This window comes from Salinarimonas soli, assembly GCF_008386575.1.
GTDB classification, from domain to species: Bacteria; Pseudomonadota; Alphaproteobacteria; order Rhizobiales; family Beijerinckiaceae; genus Salinarimonas_A; species Salinarimonas_A soli.
The window spans coordinates 168,595-188,309 of sequence record NZ_VUOA01000034.1; the positions used below are offsets into that span (position 1 = coordinate 168,595).

The following is a 19,715-nucleotide window of genomic DNA, read 5'->3' on the forward strand; positions in this document are numbered from 1 at the left end:
GGAGGGATTACGGGCCGGACTATCGTTGAACCTGCCTCAGGTCGCCTTTGCGGCCGTCACCCCTTCGTAGCCGCATCACCCGCGGCGGGCGCTCCCTCAGGCCGAGCGCGCCAGCCAATCCGAGAGGTGAGGGCGCCGAGCGCGTCGTAGCGGATGATCGCAAGGAAGAAGAGCAGCAGGAGCCCCCAGGCGAGGTCGCGGAAGAAGTTCGAGACGTCGAGGAAGTTGAGGAAGCTGGATAGAAGTTGCAGGGCCGTTGCCGACAGCAGGAGGCAGATCATCCGGCCGTGTCCGCCCTCCGGCTTCACGCCCGCCATCACCGCGATCAGGATCGCGATCAGGAGGTAGGAGCCGCCATAGTCCCACTTCACGTTCACGTTGCGGGCCGCGATGATCACGCCGGCAAGGCCGGCAAGCGCCCCGGAGATCGCGTAGGTCGCCACCAGCATGCGGCCCTGGGCGAAGCCCGCGAAGCGCGCCGCGACCGGGTTGGTCCCCATAAGGAGGAGCCGGATTCCCGACGGGGTGAAACGAAGCCCCATCCCGATCAGGGCCGCGACCGCGATGAAGAGCAAGAACGAGGTCGGCACTTGGAGGAACGTTCCGTTCCCGAGTTCCTCGAGGGGCGCCGGGCTGCCGGTCGAGACCGCCCGCCCGTTCGAGAGGACGACGGCGAGCCCGGTAAAGAGGAGCTGGGTCCCAAGCGTGCAAAGGATCGGCGTGAGGCCCGATCCAGCGATCAGCAGGCCGTTCACCGCCCCGCCGGCGAGGCCGACCGCCACCGCTGTTATCCCGAAGGCAACGCTGAACAGGAGGGGCGCGTCGTCTGCTGAGATCATCCCTCCGACCAGGAGAGCGGCGGTGACGCCGGCAAGGTTCGCAAGGGCGATACCCGATAGATCGATGCCCCCGTTGCCGGAGATCATGGCGAGCATCACCCCGATGGCGAGGAGCCCGAGTTCGGGCACCTGGCTCGCCATCGACTGAAGATTGTATGGATCGATGAAGACGCCTCCCGAGGCCCAGGCTCCGGCAGCGAGGATGCCGACGTTCGTGAGAACGAGGAACACGAGCTGCGGATCGAGACGGCCTTTCATTCGGGCGTCCGGGGGTTCGAGGAGGTCTTCTGTTCAGTGAACATCACGCTAAACTCGACCGTGCGTCTGATTGGTAGGGCAGGTCGTTCCGCAATGTCAAGGCAGCTTGTAAGCTCACTTCGCCAGTTTGCGAGTGCTTACCGTCGCGGGATTCAAGACGATGTGAAAAAATGACGTAGGGATGTTGCAACGCAATAAAAAGGTAAACTACACCTAATACCTATCCAGCTGGACGATAGGTCGAACGAGTTTGATTATTAGATATGAATTGCGTCTGCGGACTTTCTGAAACCGGAGATTGACGGAGTGTAGTCCGGATCTCCAGTTTGGGGTTTGTTCATTGCCTGCTACCTGGGTCAATCAGAATTCACCTGCGCGCCTTTTCTGGATGGCGCGCCAGCCCACAAGCCTCCGAAGGCAACCCGGGGGGCACACGTAACGGCTTGGCGCAGCGTACGTTCACGACGCGGCCAGTCATGGCATGCGCGGCAATCAGCTGAGCGCGGAGCCGCATCTGTAGGTCCCGTAAGCGGCGAGACCCGGAGCTGCTAGGCGCGTTAGAGGGATATGCTGGGCGAGAAAGATAGGGATCAGCAGCTCGCTATGGGACACAGGCGAGAACTGCGGACGTGAGCGCCTTCAGTCACCGGCTCGACGTCCGCACGTAGCACAGCCACGGCTCGCTGCTTGCCGTGCCATGTGTCCGCTTTCTGATGGGCCGCCTCCAGCCCTGAATAACCGATACAGGCGCAGAGCGGACGACAGGGTCGGTCGGTCAATGCTTGCGATGCGCAGAACGTGCTTCTCACCGTGACATTCGACGACAGCCGCGGACGTGATCACGTCGTCTCGGACCTATTCATCCTGCGCGGGGTGCCCGGGCATGTGCGGTCGGACAACGGGCCGGAGCTCGTGGCCACGTTCGGCTAGGCCTGGATTACGGCGGTCTGGCCAAGACGGCCTTCATCGCCCCGGGCTCGCCGTGGGAGAACGAGTCCGTGGAGTCGTTCAACGCCCGGCTCCGGGACGAGCTTTTGGATGGGAAGATCTTCTACAGCTTGCGCGAGGCGCGAGACACGTGATCGAGAGCTGGCGACGACACGACGACACGGTCAGACCTCATGCCTCGCTCGGCTATCGGCCGCCCGCGCCAGGGATGATTGTGCCACGTCAACCCGCCTGGCCGGCTGCGCCACCCCAGCTCGCCGTGGTGCAAAGGCCAACCCTGAACGAACGTTCCACGAGGACCACTCGGTGAGGGCCGGTCATGCTCGTCCGGTAACGCCGATCGCTTCATGGTCCGGTCCTTCCAGTGACCAGACTCCACCCTTAAACGGCAGAACAAACGAGGTCAGGCCAACGCCTGGCTGGGTGGGTGGAAAGAGCGCGAAAGCAGGCATCCAACTTGCGAGCTGAAGGGGCAGGACGTCATCATGGAATTAAATGGCGGCGAACCTTAACGGGCGTACCGGTTGAAGACGAAGTCGCGGTTCTTAACGATCTGGTGACAAGGTAAGCACGTACCATTCACCGCTTCGTTGGCGATTCGGCCCTCGTTGAACTGCGCATAACCCCAACCCTCGCTCTCAGCAAATCGCACCGTGTCCTTCACCATGACCTGAACCCCGTTCTTGGGATGGCCTGACGTGAAGGATTGTAGTTGCCCAAAGGCCTGCTCGCTTTCCGGTAGCCGATCGAAGCTCCAGGCAAGGCGGACGATGATCGATCCGTCCGGGTATGGAAGCGTTCCGGTCCTTGCGGCTTGGATGGCAGCTGCGTTGCCAAGGATAGCGCGAACGTCGTCGAGCTTCCCCTCTTCCCGGGCGACGGCGATCAATGACCAGTCACGGTACTCAGCCGGTAACGTCATCGCTGCGCGGGGAGTGGTGTCGTCCTGCGCGCGTTCAGAGGCCGACACCGAGGCGATTGCGAGGCCCGCGAGGACTGCGAGACCGACTGGCAGAACAGCTAAATGCCGATGGAATGCAGGTATGTCGGGCATCGGGAATACTCTCTCATCGCTTCCGGTCATGATCACGCATCGAGCGCACGCCGTTCACCGCTGCGTCCTCAGGCTGCGACGAACCGGTACGCTGCCCCCTTGCGCTCCGCATAGCCGAGGCCGGGATAGGCCCAGTGGTAGCCGAGCACCTTGATCTTCTCGGCCGCGACCCGGTCGAGGAAGGCTTGTCGGCTCTTGAGCGCAATGTCCGGCTGAGTGTCGAACCCGAAATGCCAGCTTGGATGCTCGAAAAATACGACGTTGCTCGTGGCAACGTCGCCCGCGATGATCAAACCCTCACCTCCAGCCAACTCGAACGAGACGTGACCGGGCGTGTGACCGGGCGTCGCGATAGAGCGAAAGCCACTCACGATCTCGTCGCCCGGCCTGAACCGCGTGAGACGGTCCGCAACGGCCGCCATGTCTCGTTGAGACCCGCGGGCAAAACCGTGCAGGGCGGAGGGCATCGAAGCTTCGTAGTTCGGGTCGGTCCAGAAGCGCCACTCCGGATCCGCCACGAAGTAGTGGGCGTTCGGGCATAAGAGGCTGCCGTCCGAAAGCGTCGTGCCGCCCGAGTGGTCCGGGTGGATGTGGGTGAACACGACTTTGGTGATCGCTTCTGGCCCGATACCAGCAGCCTTCAAATTCGCAGCCAGTCGACCGGCGCTGGCCTGAAAGTGGATCCCTGAGCCGTTGTCCACCAAGATAAGGTCATCTTTCGTTCGGATGAGCGGGATATTTACCTGAAACGGCGCACCGTCAGCCGTCCCGCCGAGCTGCTCCATGATCGGGGCTCGCTCCGGTGGTGGAGTGTCGGGGAGGACGATGTCGGGCGGCAGCATGATAAACCCGTCGCTCAAGATCGTGATCTCAAACGCGCCCTCGCTGAACCGGTAGGGCCCCGCATCAAGGGGGAGCGGCTGTGGGGCGTGCGTGGCCATACCCATGGAACTGCACCTTCAACTTGAGTGAACAGTGCCATCAAAGGAGAGCTTTCTCCGAAGTGGCCAGATGAGGCGAATCGGTCTTCGGGCGCATCGGCGTGACGGGCAAGTCAAATGATCTTATAGTCCAATCTCGTAATTATCGTGCGGCGTAGCACCGATGAGGCTGGAATACGGATGCTTGTTGCCGCCGTTTTCGGCTCGGCATCCGTGATTATTCGATACGAAACATCACTGTATTTCGATCCTCGGAGATATGACCACGAGAATGCGCCTCAAGAAAGTTTATGTGCGTGAGTTCTTGTGAGCATTTGCAACCTGCCCGCTGTGGGGAGCGCGACTGAAGCCAGAAGCGGGCGCAGGGCGAGCGAGGCGATCAGATCCGGGGCGCTTCGTCCTTCGCAAGCGCAGGAAACGGATGAACTAGGGTGGCCAAAGAGCGTCGCGGCTTCGACCTCGCGCGTGGCCACCGCGGGTCGAACGGCCCAATCGCGGGATGCCTCCAACGGGCTAGCTCACAAGTCGACATCCGACGAGGTGATCACATGCTGGATGAAGTAGAGGGTCGAGACAGGTTGTGATCCGCTGAGATCGGACACATGGCGAGTCAGTTCGTCGAGCGCCGCCTGGGTGGCATCGCGATCGAATCCCTCGATGAGCAATGCGAAGTCGACCGTGCGATCGCGGTCACCGCGGCTCTCGCGAAAGGCTTTCTCGGCGGTCGGCTGCTGGCCAAGGGTCCGGTCGCCCTCGAGCGCGTGAGCGCCCAGGAGACCGTCCCGGGCGAGAACGTCGTCCATCCACGTGCCCTGAGCCCACCGTCGCAGGCCTGTGACGTCGCTTTTTGAAACTTGGAGCGTACCGAGCCAGCCACCCACGCCGCGTCCCGTGCTCGCAACGACGCTGCAGACCGTGCGCGACGGCTCGACGTAAGCGGAAAGGACACGCTGGGTCCATGGCGTCGGATCGTTGAGGCGCCCTAGGTACGGCGCCGACACAAAGACTGCCGCGTCGTCCGCCTCATACATCATGAGGTACTTCTGCCCCGGCGGAGCCTCGTAAACCGCGATGCCGCGGCGACCGCGCCGAAAGCCGGGAACGGCCAGTCGCTCGGGCATGTGCTCGCGGCTGTGCCACATGTTGTAGTCGGCCTCGCTCTCCGGCACGACCCCGCTCCATACCAAAAGGGCGCCACGGCCTTGCAGTCCGGTCATGTGATCCGATCCCGATTACGTTCGATCGAAGAGTGGTGGTACACACAGGCAGAGCGCGGGCAGCCGAGTGGCCTGCAGGTCTGTCGGCAGGTCAAGTGCTTGGTCCTGAAGCTAGTGGCGTGGCCAGGAACAGGCTCCGCTCTACGGAACACAAGTCCCGCAACTGGCGCAAGCGAGACGGCCCGCATGGCAGTTGGGATGCCCGGTTTGCGGGCGCGACGAAACCGACGACAGATGCCTCACATGGGCGCTGGAGAGTCCCACCGTCCATCACCTTCTTCCGACATTCCCATGGGGGGCACTGACACGACCGAGCTTCGTTTGATCGAGCGTCTCAGCCTGGTTCGCCCTTCCGGTCATTGCGCGGCCACGAGAGGAAACGTGACCCCGAGCGCCCAGGCGAACGCGACCGCGTTGGTGAGCCCGCCGACGGCGGGGTGGCCGGTCCGCCGGTACGCCCAGGCGCTGAGCGCGCCGTAGATCAGGAACAGCACCAGGATCGCCGGCACGATGATCACGAGGAAGAACAGCCGCCTCGGGTCGAGGGCGACGGCGAGCGCCAGCGACAGGAGGAAGGCCAGCTTCGAGGCAGGGTAAGCCCAGCGCGCGCTGCCGCGGGTCAACCACTCGTCAGCGAGGAAGTAAGGGAGCGTGCCCGCGAGGATCGCCAGGATGATCAGCGCCCGTCCCGGACCCGGCACGAAGGAGGCGATCCAGGCGTCGATGATGGCACCGAGCCCGACGACCGCGTAGGCGATCGCGGCCAACGTGGCACCGATCAGGGCAGCGCGGGGGACCGCTACGCGGGTGCTCGCGTCCCGGCGCGGAGCAACGAGCCGGAGACCGCCGATCGTCAGGAGCCCGTAGAGCGCGAAATGGGCCGCGGCATAGTCGGCCACGAGCACGGGCAGGAACTGGGTCGGCACGACACGCAGGATGAGAGGCGTCAGCACGGCCGGGCCGGCGACCAGCGCCCATAAGCGCCAGCCCGACAGACCCGCGCCCGCCGGCGGATCACGGACGACGGGCAGAAGCCGCGAGAGCGGCCAGGCCAGGAGCACGAAGCCCGTGAGCAGGAGCACGATCCAGGGGCCACGCCGATCGACATAGCGCATCGCGCCTGGGGGCACGCCGAAGCTGGCCTCGAGCCAGCCGGCAGCCTCCTCCATGGAATGCGGGCTGAACAGGACGCCGATATGCTCGACGCTCGGGCTGAATGCCGCGCGCCGGGCGGTCCCGAGAGCGAGGTCGCCATAGGTGACGCCCGCCTGCGCGGGATCCGGGGCACTCGCGAGCCCGACCACCCGCAGTGCTTCTGTCTTCAGCCGCCCTTCCCAGTCTCCGGTGATCACGAGGAGGTTGCGCGGGCTCGTCGCGGTGGCAGTGCGCGAGAACATCGAGACGGCGATGGTGGCGCCTACGTCCGCGTCCTGCTGGGCTGAGCGGATCACGATGTCGGAGGCCATCGAGTGGCCGAGCAGGGCGAGCTGGCCGTCGCCCAGGGTGCGCGCGTAGGCAAGGACCCGGACGGTCGTGTCGACGAGCGCGCCCGTCGTCCCGCCCTCGCGCGCGGGGTTGCCGGGCAACGGCTGCGGGTTGCGCCCGTGGCCGGGGAAGTCGAAGGTCACAGCGATGAAGCCGTTGCGGGCGAAGGTGGTCGCGAAGGCGGCCATGAGGGGCTGCGAGCCGGCGAAGCCGTGCGCCACGACGACGACAGGCGCCGGCCTGCCCCCTTGCGGGCGATAGATGGTGGCAGGCGTCGAGCCGATAGCGACGCGCTCGACGGACAGACCAGCCTGCGTGCGCGCCAGCATGGCGAGACTGAGCCCGATCGCCGCGGCTGCGATGACGGCGAGGGCCGCACGGGCGAGGGTCGAGGTGTGTCGGCGCATGAGCCTTGATTGCACGAGGAGCGGGGGAACAGCGGGCCGGCCTCTCACGAGACATGGAAGGTCCTTCGATCGACCGTGCGTTCCGCCTGGACGAGTGACCACGCTACCCCAAATCGCCAGGCATGCCAGTGCTCGAGAACGCAGGGGCTGACCAGTAGCCGGCGCCAGGGCCCTCCCGGGCGCGCGGCGCGTACGCTGCTGGACACACGGTGCGCCGGAAGGAACGACGTAGTCTGACCAGAAGCGGCAAGGCACGTTTCGGCGCACACGCATTCGAAGCGGCCATGCCGCTCGACAGACAGAAGGTCTCAATGAGGTCGGTCCGTCCTACTCAGGGGCAACGAGCCATACCTCAGAGGTGACCACTTCAAAGGAGGTGGATCAGCGCTACCGGCCGCCCGCCACGCCACATTCGGTCAGCACCGCGCCGGCGTTGCCGTTCGCGGCTTGAGCGACGCGAGCGATCCGGACCGAGTCTCGCGGTGGCAGGGTTCGCACGAGGCAGGTCGTCAGGCCGACGACATCGAGCGTGCCGCACCGCACGGCCGCCATGGCGACGTGCCCGCAGAAAGCGCGCTTTTGCCCGGGCGTCTCGGCTTGTGGCGCGCCGAGCCCGGGGATGTTGGGTAGGCCTTGGGCGCGGGCAGGGGTACCGACGAGAAGGGCTGCGAGAGTCAGGATCCACTGCGTCCGCATCGATGCGCTCCCGCTTCTTTGAACGGCCGCTACGTTATCCGATCTTCGTCGGGCTGGCGCTCTGAGGACGCTCGACCCTTCGTTTAGCCGAGCGCGCTCGTCGTGGACACTTGTCCGCTTTCCGGAGATGAGGCAGCCAGTGTGTGCGGCCAGGATGGGCGCAAGGCAGCCGCCGTCGCCGGCCAACCCTCACCCGTCAGGGCGCGACGATCACGTTTCCGAGGGTCCTGCCGCTCTCCACGCGTTCGTGGGCCTCGACGATCGCGTCGAGCGGGAACGTCGCCCCGACCGCGTGTCTCAAGCTGCCATCCGTCATCCATCGGGTCAGGTCGGCGATTCCCCGCTGCCGGGCAGCCCGCGACAGCTCGTAGACGATGAAGAAGCGCAGGGCCGCCCCGCTCAAGATCATGGGCCCGAAGTCGAGGCACGCCTGCGGCGCGTTCGAGCCGTAGACCACGCACAAGCCGTCTCGCGCCACGATCCTGGGCAGGAGCCCTGCGTTGCCCGCGATGTCGACCTCGACGACGCGATCTGCCCCGCGCCCTCTCGTGATGTCCGCGATCCGCTCCGCGACGTCCTCGCGCTTATAGTCGATCACGTCGTCGCCGCCCGCCTCGAGGGCATGCCTCGCCTTCTCAGGGGAACTAACGGAGGCGATGACCCGCTCGGCGCCGAGCAGCTTCGCCATCTGGATGGCGTAGTGCCCCACCGCCCCGGCACCGCCCGCCACGAAGATCGTCTGGCCGTCGGGCGAACCGTCCACCGTCACGGCCCGGTGAGCCGTCAAGGCCGGGATCCCAAGGCATGCTCCCGCCTCGAACGAGGTGATCTCGGGAAGCGGCACCGCTTGCTCGCCTGGAAGGGCAATCAGCTCGGCCGCCGTCCCGAACGGCCGCTTCCACTGTCCGTTCCAGATCCAGACCCGCTCGCCGACACGGCCCGGATCGACGCCCGGTCCGACCCGGTCGACGATGCCAGCGCCGTCGCTGTGCGGCACCACGAGGGGAGCGATCATCGGCCGATAGCCCGAGCGTGTCTTCCAATCGGAGGGGTTCACGCCCGACGCATGCACGCGCACCCGAACCTCGCCGGGCCCGGGCTCCGGGTCGGGCCTGTCGCCGACCTGCAGGACCTCACGGGCCGGACCGTTACGTTCGTACCAGGCTGCCCTCATCGGCGCGGCTCTCCTAAGGCGGCCAGCATAGGGCCGAATCCCGTTGCGCGGGAGAGGGGCGATTTCATCCCGCCTTCACGACCGACCGCCCTCGCCGCCGGGATCACAGCTGTCGTCTCGATCGCCTGCCCGTCGATGTCGCGCCGGCCGGACGCTCTCTGGCCTGCCAGGCGGATCCCGCGCGGGCCCGCCTTGGCAGCCTCGCCATTTCCGGCGGACGGTGGAGGACGGCTGCCCAACTCGCCCTAGTCGGCGCGACCGCCCGCTCACACCCTCGAGGTCCCTCAGCCGGCATGTTCGACCGAGAGCCCAGGCTACGTCGCCCGATCGTTCCTTGGATCGACCGGTTGCGCTCCCTGAGACTCGTGCCGCGCCTCGGCTCGCCTCGCGCCGGGGGGCGGCGGACGGCTGTCCCGCCGCGCGGAAGCGCCCGCACGCCTCAAGACGTCGTCGATGGCGTTCGCCAGCTCGTCCTGACGGAACGGCTTCGTGATGCGCGCTACCAGGATGTCGGCTTGCTCGGGCAGTTCGGCGTGGCCGCTGGCCAGCAGGAACGGAAGCTCGGGCCGGTCGGTGCGGAGCCGTTCGGCAAGCTTCAATCCCGTCATCCCTGGCATGGCGTAATCCGCGATCACGAGATCCACCGAGGGGCTCGCGCCGAGGAGCGCGAGCGCCGCCCGGCCCGAGGCAGCCTCCAGCACGGTGTGGCCGATGTCTTCCAACATGGCCGACGTGCTCGCCATCACGAGCGGGTCGTCGTCCACCAGCAGGATGGTGCGGGCACGGTGCGACCGTTCCTCCCGCGTTTCGACAGCCTCGGGGAGCGCGGGCGTCGAACTCCGGGGCAACCAGACGTCCACCGACGTCCCCGAGCCGAGGCTGCTCGTGATCCGCGTCGCGCCTCCGGACTGAACCGCGAAGCCGTGGACCATGGACAAGCCCAGGCCGGTTCCCTTGCCGACCCCCTTCGTGGTGAAGAACGGCTCGATCGCGCGGGCCAGCGTCTCCGGGTCCATCCCCAGGCCGGTGTCCTGGACGGTGATGCGGATGTAGGCTCCAGGCCGGAGATCGCCTTTCCCCACTCCAGGCGCCTCGTCCGGGTGCGCGCTCAACGTTACCGTCCCGCCGTCGGGCATCGCGTCTCTCGCGTTCACCGCCAGGTTCAGGAGAACGAGCTCGAGCTGGTTCGGATCGGCGATGACCGGCGGCAGCTCGGGCGGAAACGCCGTCTTGATGCGCACGCCAGGTCCGAGGGAGCGCTGCAGAAGGTCCATCATCCCCGCCACCAGGGCCGGGACGTCGACGACCTTGGGCGCAAGTTCCTGGGTGCGCGAGTAGGCCAGGAGGCGCTGGGTCAGGACGGCTCCCCGCTGGGCACCTTGAATGGCATTCTCGAGGAGCCGGCGCCCGCGTTCGTCCTCCGTGACGCGCTTGCGCAAGAGGTCGAGGTTGCCGATCACCACGGCGAGCAGGTTGTTGAAGTCGTGAGCGACGCCGCCGGTCAGCTGTCCCAGGCTCTCCATCTTCTGCGATTGGAACAGCCTCTGCTCGGCCGCAAGCCGCTGCTCGCTCTCCCGCCGCATCGCGAGAACGGCGATCTGCTCGGCCTGCGCGCGGCGTAGCGCCAGCCAGGAGACCCCGCAGAGCGTCAGGGCCGAGAGGAGGGCCACGATCCCGTAGGCCAGGATATTGCTGCGCCAGCGGCTCAGGATGACGTCCCGGTCGATCGCGAAAGAGACGTAGAGGGGATAGGGCCCGACCTTTCGATAGGCGAACACCCTGTCGCGCCGGTCGACCTGGGACACGCCCGACACCAAGCCACCATCGGGCCGATCCTTGATGGCCCGCATGAGCGGGCTGTCCGGCGCGACCCGGGCGTTAGCGGCACGGACGGGACTGCGAGCGAGGATCTCGCCGTCCTGGCGGATCAGCGCGGCAAAGTCCGGGCCGTTGGGGCTCGCCTCGTCGAAGAAGCGCGAGAAGTAATCCGGGCTGAGCGAGACGTGGATCGTGCCGCCGAAGCGCCCGTCGGCGGCGGACCGGCGGCGGCTGGCGGCGAAGGACGATGTCCGCGTGGCCCTGCCCTGGAAAGGCTCGCTGATGAACAGCCCCGCATCCCGCTCGCGCTGCGCGGCGAAGAAGTCCCGATCTGCCAGGCTCACGGCAGGATCCCAGGCCTGGCTCCCTGCCCGAACGCGCCCGCTTGCATCGGTGATCCAGATCGAGACCGCTTGCTCCAGAGGCGATTTGAGATCGCGGAGGAAGGCGCTCGTCGCAGGGGAGGCGATCTCCTCCCACGACAGGTCTCGTGTCCGGTCGTCCACTCGTCCGATCACGAGCTCGACGGTGTCGAAGACCTTGCGCGCATGCTCATGGAGGATGGCAGTCGTGCGTTGGATCGTCTGCGTGTCCTCCCGCAGCACCTCCGAGCGGTTCCACAGCGCGGCGGCGGCGAACACGGCCGCAGGCACAAGGACGGAGGCGACGAGCAGGAAACGATGGAGGCGGATCATCGAGGGAGGAGGCTCGACCGCTTGAGAGGGGATACCGACCGCATCGCGGCTAGTTAGCACCATTGCTTGGCCGCTGCGACCACTTACCGGTGCCAGCCGCCGTCGCAGGATCGCGACGTGCCCGACACCGTCGGGCAGGCTCCGCTGGGCTTGGGCGTTCGCTCGGCTCGTAAGCCAGATCCGTCGTAAGGTGCGCGTCGTTCGGCGGGCGTCAGGCCGTCGGTCAGGCGCTTGTGCGAAAGGTCGCCACCAGAGAGCCTGACCCGGGACGGTTCGCTCCTGTTCCCCTCATGCTGAGGTGCCGTGCGGAGCCCGGCCTCGAAGCTCGCAAAACGCTGCCATGGCCGTTCGGAGGCCCCTGGAGAGCCCCTCGAGGCCCATCTGCGGTGGGCGCCTCAGGACGAGGGTGGAGAATGGCACCCTTTATGGTCCAGCCTCCGAATCCCTGTTTTATCTCATACGGCGAGGGCACGCCTCTAGCTGGTGTGCCGATGCCGTTCCGGCGCTTGCTGCGCCTGCGGCGAGACGTCCGCGGCGGCGTCGGCGCGGAGCCGATCCAGCCCGGCTGGCAGACGCGTCCCCGTCACCCCCGTCCAGGCGGGCGGATCGCTGGCCGGGAACGACTCGACGTCCGCCCGCTCGACGGTGTCATGATCGAGGAGATCGGCAGGGGCACGTGTGGGGTCTTGGTCGCCGGACATGGTGGCCTGCCTTGGTTGCGCGGGGGGCGTCGGATGTCGGATCGCCGGCTGCGTCCGGAGCGCGCTCTCGGGCTGATCGGGGCCCCACGGAGCCGAGGTGGCCCGGGTCCACCCGGCCTACTGGAGCGGCCCGGAACTCTTGAGGTATCTCGCCTTCATGGCCTCGAGCGAGCGGTAGGTCAGCGCCGCGACCGTGTTGGTCGGGTTGTAGCCGGCGTTCTGCGGGAACGCGCAGGCGCCGTGCACGAACACGTTGGAGACGTCCCAGCTCTGCAGGTAGGTGTTGACCGCCGAGGTCTCGCGGTCCGCTCCCATGATGGCGCCGCCGGTGACGTGCGTGGTCTGGTAGGGCACGATGCTGAACGGCACCGGGGGGAGCGACACCTTGATGTGCGTCGGGTTCATGGCCCGGGCGATCTCGGTCACCTTGCCGACGAGGAATTCCCGCATCCTGAGATCGTTCTTCGAGAAGTCGAAGGTCATGCGCGCGAGCGGCATTCCGTAGGCGTCGCGGTAGGTCGGGTCGAGGTCGATGTAGTTGGTGCGCCGGGCCATGCTGGCGCCATGGGCCTGGATCGGGAAGGAACGGTCGTACCAGTCGCGCAGGCCCCGCTTCCAGCCCGCGCCCCAGGACGGGGTGCCGTCGGGCAGGGTCGTCTGCTGGATCGGCCGCATGCCGGTGGTCTGGCCGAGAATATAGCCGCCGCCCACGAAGCCGTGCGGCTCGTGGTCGAAGTTGTCCCCGTTGAACTCGTCGATCGCCATGCCCATGGCGCCCGCGCCCGCATAGGCGTTCATGCGCTTGTCCGCGAAGAATGGGGAGACGTAGGCCATGGTTTGGTAGGCGAAGTTCTTGCCCGTCGTGCCCCGCCCGCTCTTCGGGTCGTAGGGCTCTCCGATCCCCGACGTGAGCATGAGGCGCACGTTGTGGAACTGGAAGGCGCAGAGCAGCACGAGGTCGGCGGGCTGGAAGATCTCGTTGCCCGTGGCGTCGACATAGGTGACGCCCCGCGCCGCCTTCCGGTCGGGCGTGAGCTCCACCCGGGTGACGTGGCTGTCGCAGCGCAGTTCGAAGTTCGGGTTCTTCAGCGCGATCGGCAGGACCGTGTTGAAGGGGCTCGCCTTGGACCAATTGTAGCAGCCGAAGCGTTCGCAGAAGCCGCAATAGGTGCACGGCCCCATCTGGACGCCGTCGGGGTTCGTGTAGCTCTCCGCGCTCATGTTCGAGGCGGGCTGAGGGAAAGGCTTGTAGCCGAGCTTCTCCGCAGCCTGCGCGAAGAGGCGCGGCCCGTAGCCCTGCTTCAGAGGCGGCGTCGGGTAGTCCCGCGAGCGCCGGCCCTCGAAGGGATTGCCGCCCGCCTGGACCTTGCCGTCGAGGTTGCCCGCCCGGCCCGACGTGCCGCACACATGCTCGAACTTGTCGTAATGCGGCTCGAGGTCCTCGTAGGTGACGCCCCAGTCCTGGATCGTGAGCTCGGGATCGATGAAGGACTTGCCGTAGCGCTCCTCGTTGAGGCTGCGCATGCGGAAGTCGGAGGGCAGGAAGCGCCAGTGCTGGCCGTTCCAGTGCACGCCGGCCCCGCCCAGCTCGTCCCCGGGCAGGAAGGCGCCGAGACGGCGCATCGGGAGCGCCGTCTCGTCGAGGTTGTTGCGGAACGTCACGGTCTCCCGGGACAGGTTCTGGAACATCTCGCCACGGACGCTCCACCGCAGCTCGTCGAGCGCCTGCGGCGCCGTGAAGTCGGGGATCGTGTCGCGGAACGGGCCGCGTTCCAGGCCGACGATCCGCAGGCCCGTGTCGGCGAGCTCGCGGGCGGCGATGCCGCCGGTCCAGCCCATCCCGACGATGACGATGTCGACGCGTGGCATAGTGCGGGGCATGAGGGCCTCCCTGTCAGGCGCCGATGGCGATCGGATCGAGTTGGTAGAGCTCGCCGTTGAGGTCGACGGCGTCGGTCAGGACCGGGTTGGCGCCCTTGAAGCCGATCATGCGCCAGGCCTCCATGCCGCGGTTCCCGCCATAGAGCGGGTCGCTGAGATAGCCCTCGACGACGTTCTGCCAGAGCAGATCGAAGAACACGGCGGACGACAGGCCGGCCAGGTCGATCTTGCCGCCCTGCATCAGGGTCAGGACCTCGTCCTGCGCCGGGGGGGACAGCTCGGCGAAGCGCTTGCCCCGGGTGCCGACGCACCAGCGGTCGAGGGCGAGGAAGCCCGTGCGGTAGACCTGGGCCGGGGTGAGCGCGAGCTGCCACCCTTGAGAGCGCGTGCCCTCGGCCCACGGCCCGGCCATGTACCAGCGCGCCGCAGCGCCGAACTGCCCGCCGAGCTCGCGGTCGATGAAGGTGAGGACCCCGGATTCGACGCCGCCCGGACCGGTCTCGTCCGCCGGGATGAGCCGGTCGACCATGGCGGTGAGCGTCTCGACCTCGGCGCCTGACAGGAAGCGGTACCCTTGGGGACCTAAGGGTGCCGGCGAACCGGCCGGGCCGGGTCCGGCCGGGGGCGCCTTGTCCGGGACGGCGGCGGCCGTTGGGGTCTGTGCGGCGGCGGGCGTCGCCGCCTCGCCGACAAGGGCCGTGGCGGCGACGCCCGCGATGAGGAAGTTGCGTCGCGAGGTCTGGGTCGGGGGCCCGTCGGGAGCGTTCATGGCGCGGCGTCCTCCTGGATGCATGGAGCGGATCGAGCCTACGGCGGGCCCCGGCCCTGCCGCGCCCGAGCCGGCGTTCACCGCGCGCGGCCTGAGCCCTGCGCGGGCGGCTCGGTGACCGGGGTCGAGAGCTGGACGGCCGCCAGGGTGGGGAGGTGCAATGCCTCGAGCGCCTGGCGTGTCAGGGTCTCGCAGCCCGCCGCGTCGACCGCCTTCGCTCTGGCCGCGGCTTGCGTGACAAGCGGGCTCACGTGCGACCGGGTCTGCGGCTCGGCGTGGGGAAGCGCCAGCTGGATACGGGTCAGATCCTCGGCGCAACCGGCGAGCGCGCTCCCGGCGGTGGAGACCTGCACGATGCACCACGCGCACAGGATCGCCGACGGGGCGAGTCGCTGTCGGGCGGTTCGGGTCGACCGGTTCATCGGCGTCCTCCGGGCGGAGCGGGGGTGGTCTGAAGCTGGGTCGATCTTCGCTAAAGGCGCCTCAACGCTCCATCATGCGCCCGGGGTGCCGCGCGACATCTTGGTTCAGGGTGGATACACGGAGGTATAGGCCGGGCGCGCATCGCGGGTCCGGCGACAGTGACGGCGCCTCAGAGCACGTGCTCGATCCTGAACGGAAGCCTCGTCGGCTAGCCGTTCACCCGACCTCGCCGCGACGCTCGTCCTCCCGCAACGGCCGCCCTCGTCGCCCCGTTACGAGGCCGGCCAGCGGGCGGAGGGCGCGGCCGAGATCGCCCATGAGCATGAAGACGGCCGGGACGAAGACGAGGGAGAGCAGGGTTGAGGTGATCAGGCCGCCGATGACCGCGATGGCGATCGGCGCCCGTGCCTCGCCGCCCGCCCCGATGGCGAGCGCCGAGGGAACCATGCCGGCCACCATGGCGACCGTCGTCATGATGATGGGGCGAGCTCGCTTGCGGCCCGCGTCGACGATGGCCCGCTCCCGGCTTAAGCCCTGCGCCTCGGCCTCCAGCGCGAAATCGACCAGCAGGATGGCGTTCTTGGTCACGATGCCCAAGAGCATGAGGATGCCGATCGAGACCGGCATGCTGATCGGCTGTCCGGCGGCGAGGAGCCCGAGCATCGCGCCGCCGATGGACAGCGGGAGCGAGAACAGGATCACGATCGGCTGGAGGAAGCTCGCGAACAGGATGACGAGCACGCCGTAGACCAGGAGCAGGCCGGCCTGCATGGCGATGGCGAACCCGTCGAACAGCTCGGTCATGGTTTCGGCGTCGCCCGCCTCTCGCACCGAGATGCCGGGCGGCGGCTGGCGCGCGGCCGGCAGGGCGAGCGTGGCGCTCATGGCCTCGCCGAGCGCCACGCCTCCAGCGAGATCGGCCTCGATGGTGATGCTGCGCGCGCGGTCATAGCGCTCGATGCTCGCCTGCCCCTGGCCGAGCTGCACCTCCGCCACGGCGCCCAAGGGGACCGGCTGGCCTTGCGGTCCGGCGACCTGCAGGGCCTCGAGGAAGAGCCGGTCCTCCAGGAAGGCCGGATCGAGCCGAACCCGCACGGGCAGGAGGCGCCCGCCCATGTCGACGCGGGGCAGGTTGGGGCCGACATCCCCGAGCGTCGTGACCCGCAGCGCCTCGGCGAGCGCCGCGGACGGCAGGCCGAGGGCGGCGGCCTCGGGGCGGGGCAGCACCCGGATCTCGGGCTGCGCCAGGGAGGCGGTGGAGATCACGTTGCTGAGCTGCGGCAGCCGGCGCATCTGCGCCGCGAGGTCGGCCGCGGCAGCCGATACGCCTGCCCCGTCTTCCCCCGTGACGATGACGGTCACGGGCCGCAGGCCGTTGGCGTCGAGGAAGTAGAAGCGGATGTCGGGCACCTGGGCGAGCTCGTCGGCGATCACGCGTTCGAGCTCGCGCTGGGGCCGCTTGCGCTCGGCGCGAGACGCGTAATCGACGATCAACGTCGCCCGCCGGGCCTCGGGAGCGCCGATCGGCACCCGCCCGCCCTGGACGAGGACGGAGCGCACCTCGGGGATCGCCTTCAGCCGCCGGGTCACCGCGTCGGCGGTGGCGCGCGTCCCGTCGAGGCCGACACCGGGCGGCAGCTCGAGGACGACGAGCGAGCGGCTGGTGTCCTCGGGCGGCAGGAGCGTCGTGGGCAGGAGCAGCGCGCTCGCGATCGAGCCGGCGAAGACCGCGAGGCCGAGGACGACCGTGACGATCCGGTGGCGCACCGACCAAGCGACGAGGCCGGTATAGGCCCGCAGGATGCGCCCGTCGGCCTCGTCATGGGCGTGCGCGGCCGAGCTGTCGCGCAGGAAATAGGCCGCGAGCATGGGCGTGATCAGGCGCGCCACGAGGAGCGAGACGAACACCGCCACCGCGATCGTGACGCCGAACTGCTTGAAGAACTGGCCCGCGATCCCGCCCATGAAGCTCGATGGCACGAAGATCGCGATGATCGTCGCCGTAATCGCGATTACGGCGAGCCCGATCTCGTCCGCCGCCTCCAGCGCCGCGTCGTAGGCCGACTTCCCCGTCCGCATGTGCCGGATGATGTTCTCGATCTCGACGATGGCGTCGTCCACGAGGATCCCCGTCGAGAGCGTGATCGCGAGCAGGCTGACGAGGTTGAGGGAGAAGCCCAGCGTCTCCATGGCCCAGAAGGTCGGGAGGATGGAGAGCGGGAGGGCGATCGCGGCGATGAGCGTCGCCCGCCAGTCCTTGAGGAAGATGAACACCACGATCACCGCGAGCGCCGCCCCCTCCAGGAGCGTGCTCACCGTCGCGTGATAGTTGCCGATCGTGTACTCGACCGGGTTGTCGACGAGCCTGAACGAGACCCCGGGGTGGGCGGCGGCGAGCGCGGCCACGCGAGCCGCGACCTCCCGCGCGACGTCGACGTCGCTCGCGCCCCGGGCCCGGGAGACCGCGAAGGCCACGATGGGCTCGCCGTCGAACATGGCAAAGGTGCGCGGCTCCGCCACCGTGTCTCGAACCGTGCCGAGGTCGTCGAGGCGCAGGGTCGAGCCGTTCGGCATCGCGATCGGGGTCGAGGCGAGCGCCTCGACGGTGTGGACGCCGGCAAGCGTCCGGATCACCGTATCGCGACCCGACGCCGGCGCCCGCCCGCCCGCCATGTCGGCGGTCGCGGCCCGCAATTGCTGGTTCACCCCCGGGACGGTGAGCCCCGCCTCCGCCAGGCGGACCGGGTCGAGGGTGACGGAGATCTCCCGGTCGAAGCCGCCGATGCGCTCGACCGTGCCGACCCCCGCGACGCCGAGCAGCGCCCGCTTCACCGTGTCGTCGACGAAGGAGGAGATCTCCTCCGCCGTCCGGGAGGGCGCGACGACGCCAAAGGTGACGATCGGGAGGCCGGCGATCTCGATGCGCTGGACGATCGGCTCCTGCACGGTCTGGGGCAGGTCCGCCCGCAGGCGCCCCAGCGCGTCCTTCACGTCGTTGACGGCCGTGGCCGGGTCGGTCTCCAGCCGGAACTCGATGAGCGTCGACGACAAGCCGTCGGTGATCGAGGACGATACGTGCCGGACGCCGGCGATGCTGGCGACCGCCGTCTCGACGGGCTTGGTGACCTGCGCCTCGATCTCGGCGGGCGCGGCGCCGAACTGGGGGACGACCACTGAGACGATGGGGAGGTCCACAGACGGCAGCCGGGTCACGGGCAGCCGTTGCAGGCTCGTCATGCCCAGGGCAACCAGGACGAGGAAGAGGACGAGCGCGGGGATCGGCCGCCGGATCGAGGCCGCCGAGACGTTGAGCCTCATCGCGCGGTCTCGGGGAGGATCGTGCGGACGAGGTCGCCGTCCCTCACGAAGGCGCTCGCGCGGGAGACGACGAGATCGCCGGCCGCGAGTCCCTCCCGGATCTGCACCCGGCCGCCCTCGACGAGCCCGGGCCGCACCGTCACCGTCTCGACCCGACCGTCCCGGACCCGCTGGACCATGGTGCGCTCTCCCTCGGCGACGAGCGCCGAGATCGGCACGACTGGGCCGCAGCCGGCGCCGATCTCGATCGTCCCCGCCACCGAGGCGCCGAACCGCAGCCGCGGGTCGGCTTCGAAGGCGATGCGGACGAGGCTCAGGCGGCTCTGACGGTCGATCTCGGGCGCGACGTGGCGCACGCGGCCTGCGATCAGCCCGCCCGGCGTTTGGAGGCGCGCGACCTGGCCCGGCTGGACATTGGCGAGGCGCGCGACGGCAAGGCCCGTCGCCACGTCCATCGCGCCGTCCCGGGCGAGCCGGAAGAGCGGGTCCGGGCTCGACGCCGACGCGATCACACCGATCCGGGCGCCGCGGGCCAGCACGAGGCCGTCCACCGGAGCGGTCACATCGATCGGTTCGCCGCCGCTCCCCGCCGGACCGGGCGGGGCAAGGCGCGCGAGAACCTGTCCCGCCGTCACCCGCGCGCCCTCCTCGACGAGAACCTCCGTGACGCGCCCGCCCTCGATGGGGGGCAGGACGAGCGCATCCTCCCGGGCGACGAGCATCCCGATGAACGGCACGCGATCCGCGAGGCATTCCTCCGCCACCCGGGCGACCGTCACGGCCTGACCCGCCGGGCCGGGCTGTGCCGCCAGCCCCATGGTCAAGGGATCGAGGACGGCGAGGAGCGGGATCGCAAGAGGGGCGGCACGGCGCCGGAGCCAGTGCCGTACAGAGGGGAGACTCATCGCGATCCGATCCAGATCATCCCTGCCGACCCGTCGCTCCAAGCCTGGCGTGAACGGTTAATCGAGAAAGCCAGATCCCTCCCTGATTGTCCATCATGGGCTCGGCCGTACGAAGACCACATTGAGCCCTGCTACTTGGCGCATCGCTGGTGCGGTGCTTCGCGTGGGGGCGGACCATCGTGGCTA

The 19,715-nt window shown here is 68.2% G+C and carries 13 protein-coding genes and 1 pseudogene; 1 reads left to right on the forward strand and 13 read right to left on the reverse strand.

The window, feature by feature from the left end; genetic code table 11:
• Nucleotides 1-56: 56 nt before the first annotated feature.
• Nucleotides 57-1,097, reverse strand: a complete 1,041-nt coding sequence (locus F0L46_RS19260) for an ABC transporter permease (RefSeq protein ID WP_149820557.1) — start codon at nt 1,095-1,097, stop codon at nt 57-59.
• A gap of 846 nt (nt 1,098-1,943) precedes the next feature.
• On the opposite strand from F0L46_RS19260, the pseudogene F0L46_RS19265 reads away from it, so the two are divergent.
• Nucleotides 1,944-2,355, forward strand: a pseudogene (locus F0L46_RS19265) (integrase core domain-containing protein); the annotation flags it as partial.
• A gap of 198 nt (nt 2,356-2,553) precedes the next feature.
• Here the strand turns inward: F0L46_RS19265 and F0L46_RS19270 are convergent.
• The 12 genes from F0L46_RS19270 to F0L46_RS19325 form a co-directional block, all read right to left on the reverse strand.
• Nucleotides 2,554-3,129: a cytochrome P460 family protein gene (locus tag F0L46_RS19270; protein ID WP_240540066.1), complete on the reverse strand. Its 576-nt coding sequence runs from the start codon at nt 3,127-3,129 to the stop codon at nt 2,554-2,556.
• A 38-nt stretch (nt 3,130-3,167) separates the two neighbouring features.
• A complete protein-coding gene (locus F0L46_RS19275; RefSeq protein ID WP_149820559.1) occupies nt 3,168-4,046 on the reverse strand; it encodes an MBL fold metallo-hydrolase in 879 nt (292 codons plus the stop codon).
• Between the two features lie 512 nt (nt 4,047-4,558).
• Nucleotides 4,559-5,257 carry a DUF4286 family protein gene (locus F0L46_RS19280; protein ID WP_149820561.1) on the reverse strand — a complete coding sequence of 233 codons (699 nt, stop codon included), beginning with the start codon at nt 5,255-5,257 and terminating at the stop codon, nt 4,559-4,561.
• A gap of 356 nt (nt 5,258-5,613) precedes the next feature.
• Nucleotides 5,614-7,149 carry an alpha/beta fold hydrolase gene (locus F0L46_RS19285; protein ID WP_149820563.1) on the reverse strand — a complete coding sequence of 512 codons (1,536 nt, stop codon included), beginning with the start codon at nt 7,147-7,149 and terminating at the stop codon, nt 5,614-5,616.
• Between the two features lie 387 nt (nt 7,150-7,536).
• A complete protein-coding gene (locus F0L46_RS19290) occupies nt 7,537-7,845 on the reverse strand; it encodes a hypothetical protein (protein ID WP_149820565.1) in 309 nt (102 codons plus the stop codon).
• Between the two features lie 196 nt (nt 7,846-8,041).
• The gene (locus tag F0L46_RS19295) at nt 8,042-9,019 is read right to left on the reverse strand and encodes an NADPH:quinone reductase (protein ID WP_149820567.1); all 978 of its coding nucleotides are present in this window, start codon (nt 9,017-9,019) and stop codon (nt 8,042-8,044) included.
• Between the two features lie 314 nt (nt 9,020-9,333).
• Nucleotides 9,334-11,478: a hybrid sensor histidine kinase/response regulator gene (locus tag F0L46_RS19300; protein WP_240540067.1), complete on the reverse strand. Its 2,145-nt coding sequence runs from the start codon at nt 11,476-11,478 to the stop codon at nt 9,334-9,336.
• A gap of 872 nt (nt 11,479-12,350) precedes the next feature.
• Nucleotides 12,351-14,114: a GMC family oxidoreductase gene (locus tag F0L46_RS19305; RefSeq protein WP_149820571.1), complete on the reverse strand. Its 1,764-nt coding sequence runs from the start codon at nt 14,112-14,114 to the stop codon at nt 12,351-12,353.
• A gap of 13 nt (nt 14,115-14,127) precedes the next feature.
• On the reverse strand, nt 14,128-14,883 hold the full coding sequence (locus F0L46_RS19310; RefSeq protein ID WP_188312046.1) for a gluconate 2-dehydrogenase subunit 3 family protein: 756 nt from the start codon (nt 14,881-14,883) through the stop codon (nt 14,128-14,130).
• Nucleotides 14,884-14,960: 77 nt separating this feature from the next.
• On the reverse strand, nt 14,961-15,305 hold the full coding sequence (locus F0L46_RS19315; protein WP_149820575.1) for a hypothetical protein: 345 nt from the start codon (nt 15,303-15,305) through the stop codon (nt 14,961-14,963).
• A gap of 217 nt (nt 15,306-15,522) precedes the next feature.
• A complete protein-coding gene (locus F0L46_RS19320) occupies nt 15,523-18,624 on the reverse strand; it encodes an efflux RND transporter permease subunit (RefSeq protein ID WP_149820577.1) in 3,102 nt (1,033 codons plus the stop codon).
• Entirely contained in the window at nt 18,621-19,529 is a 909-nt protein-coding gene (locus tag F0L46_RS19325; protein WP_149820579.1) for an efflux RND transporter periplasmic adaptor subunit, read from the reverse strand. Before F0L46_RS19325 ends, F0L46_RS19320 begins: the two co-directional genes overlap by 4 nt.
• Between the last annotated feature and the right edge of the window lie 186 nt (nt 19,530-19,715).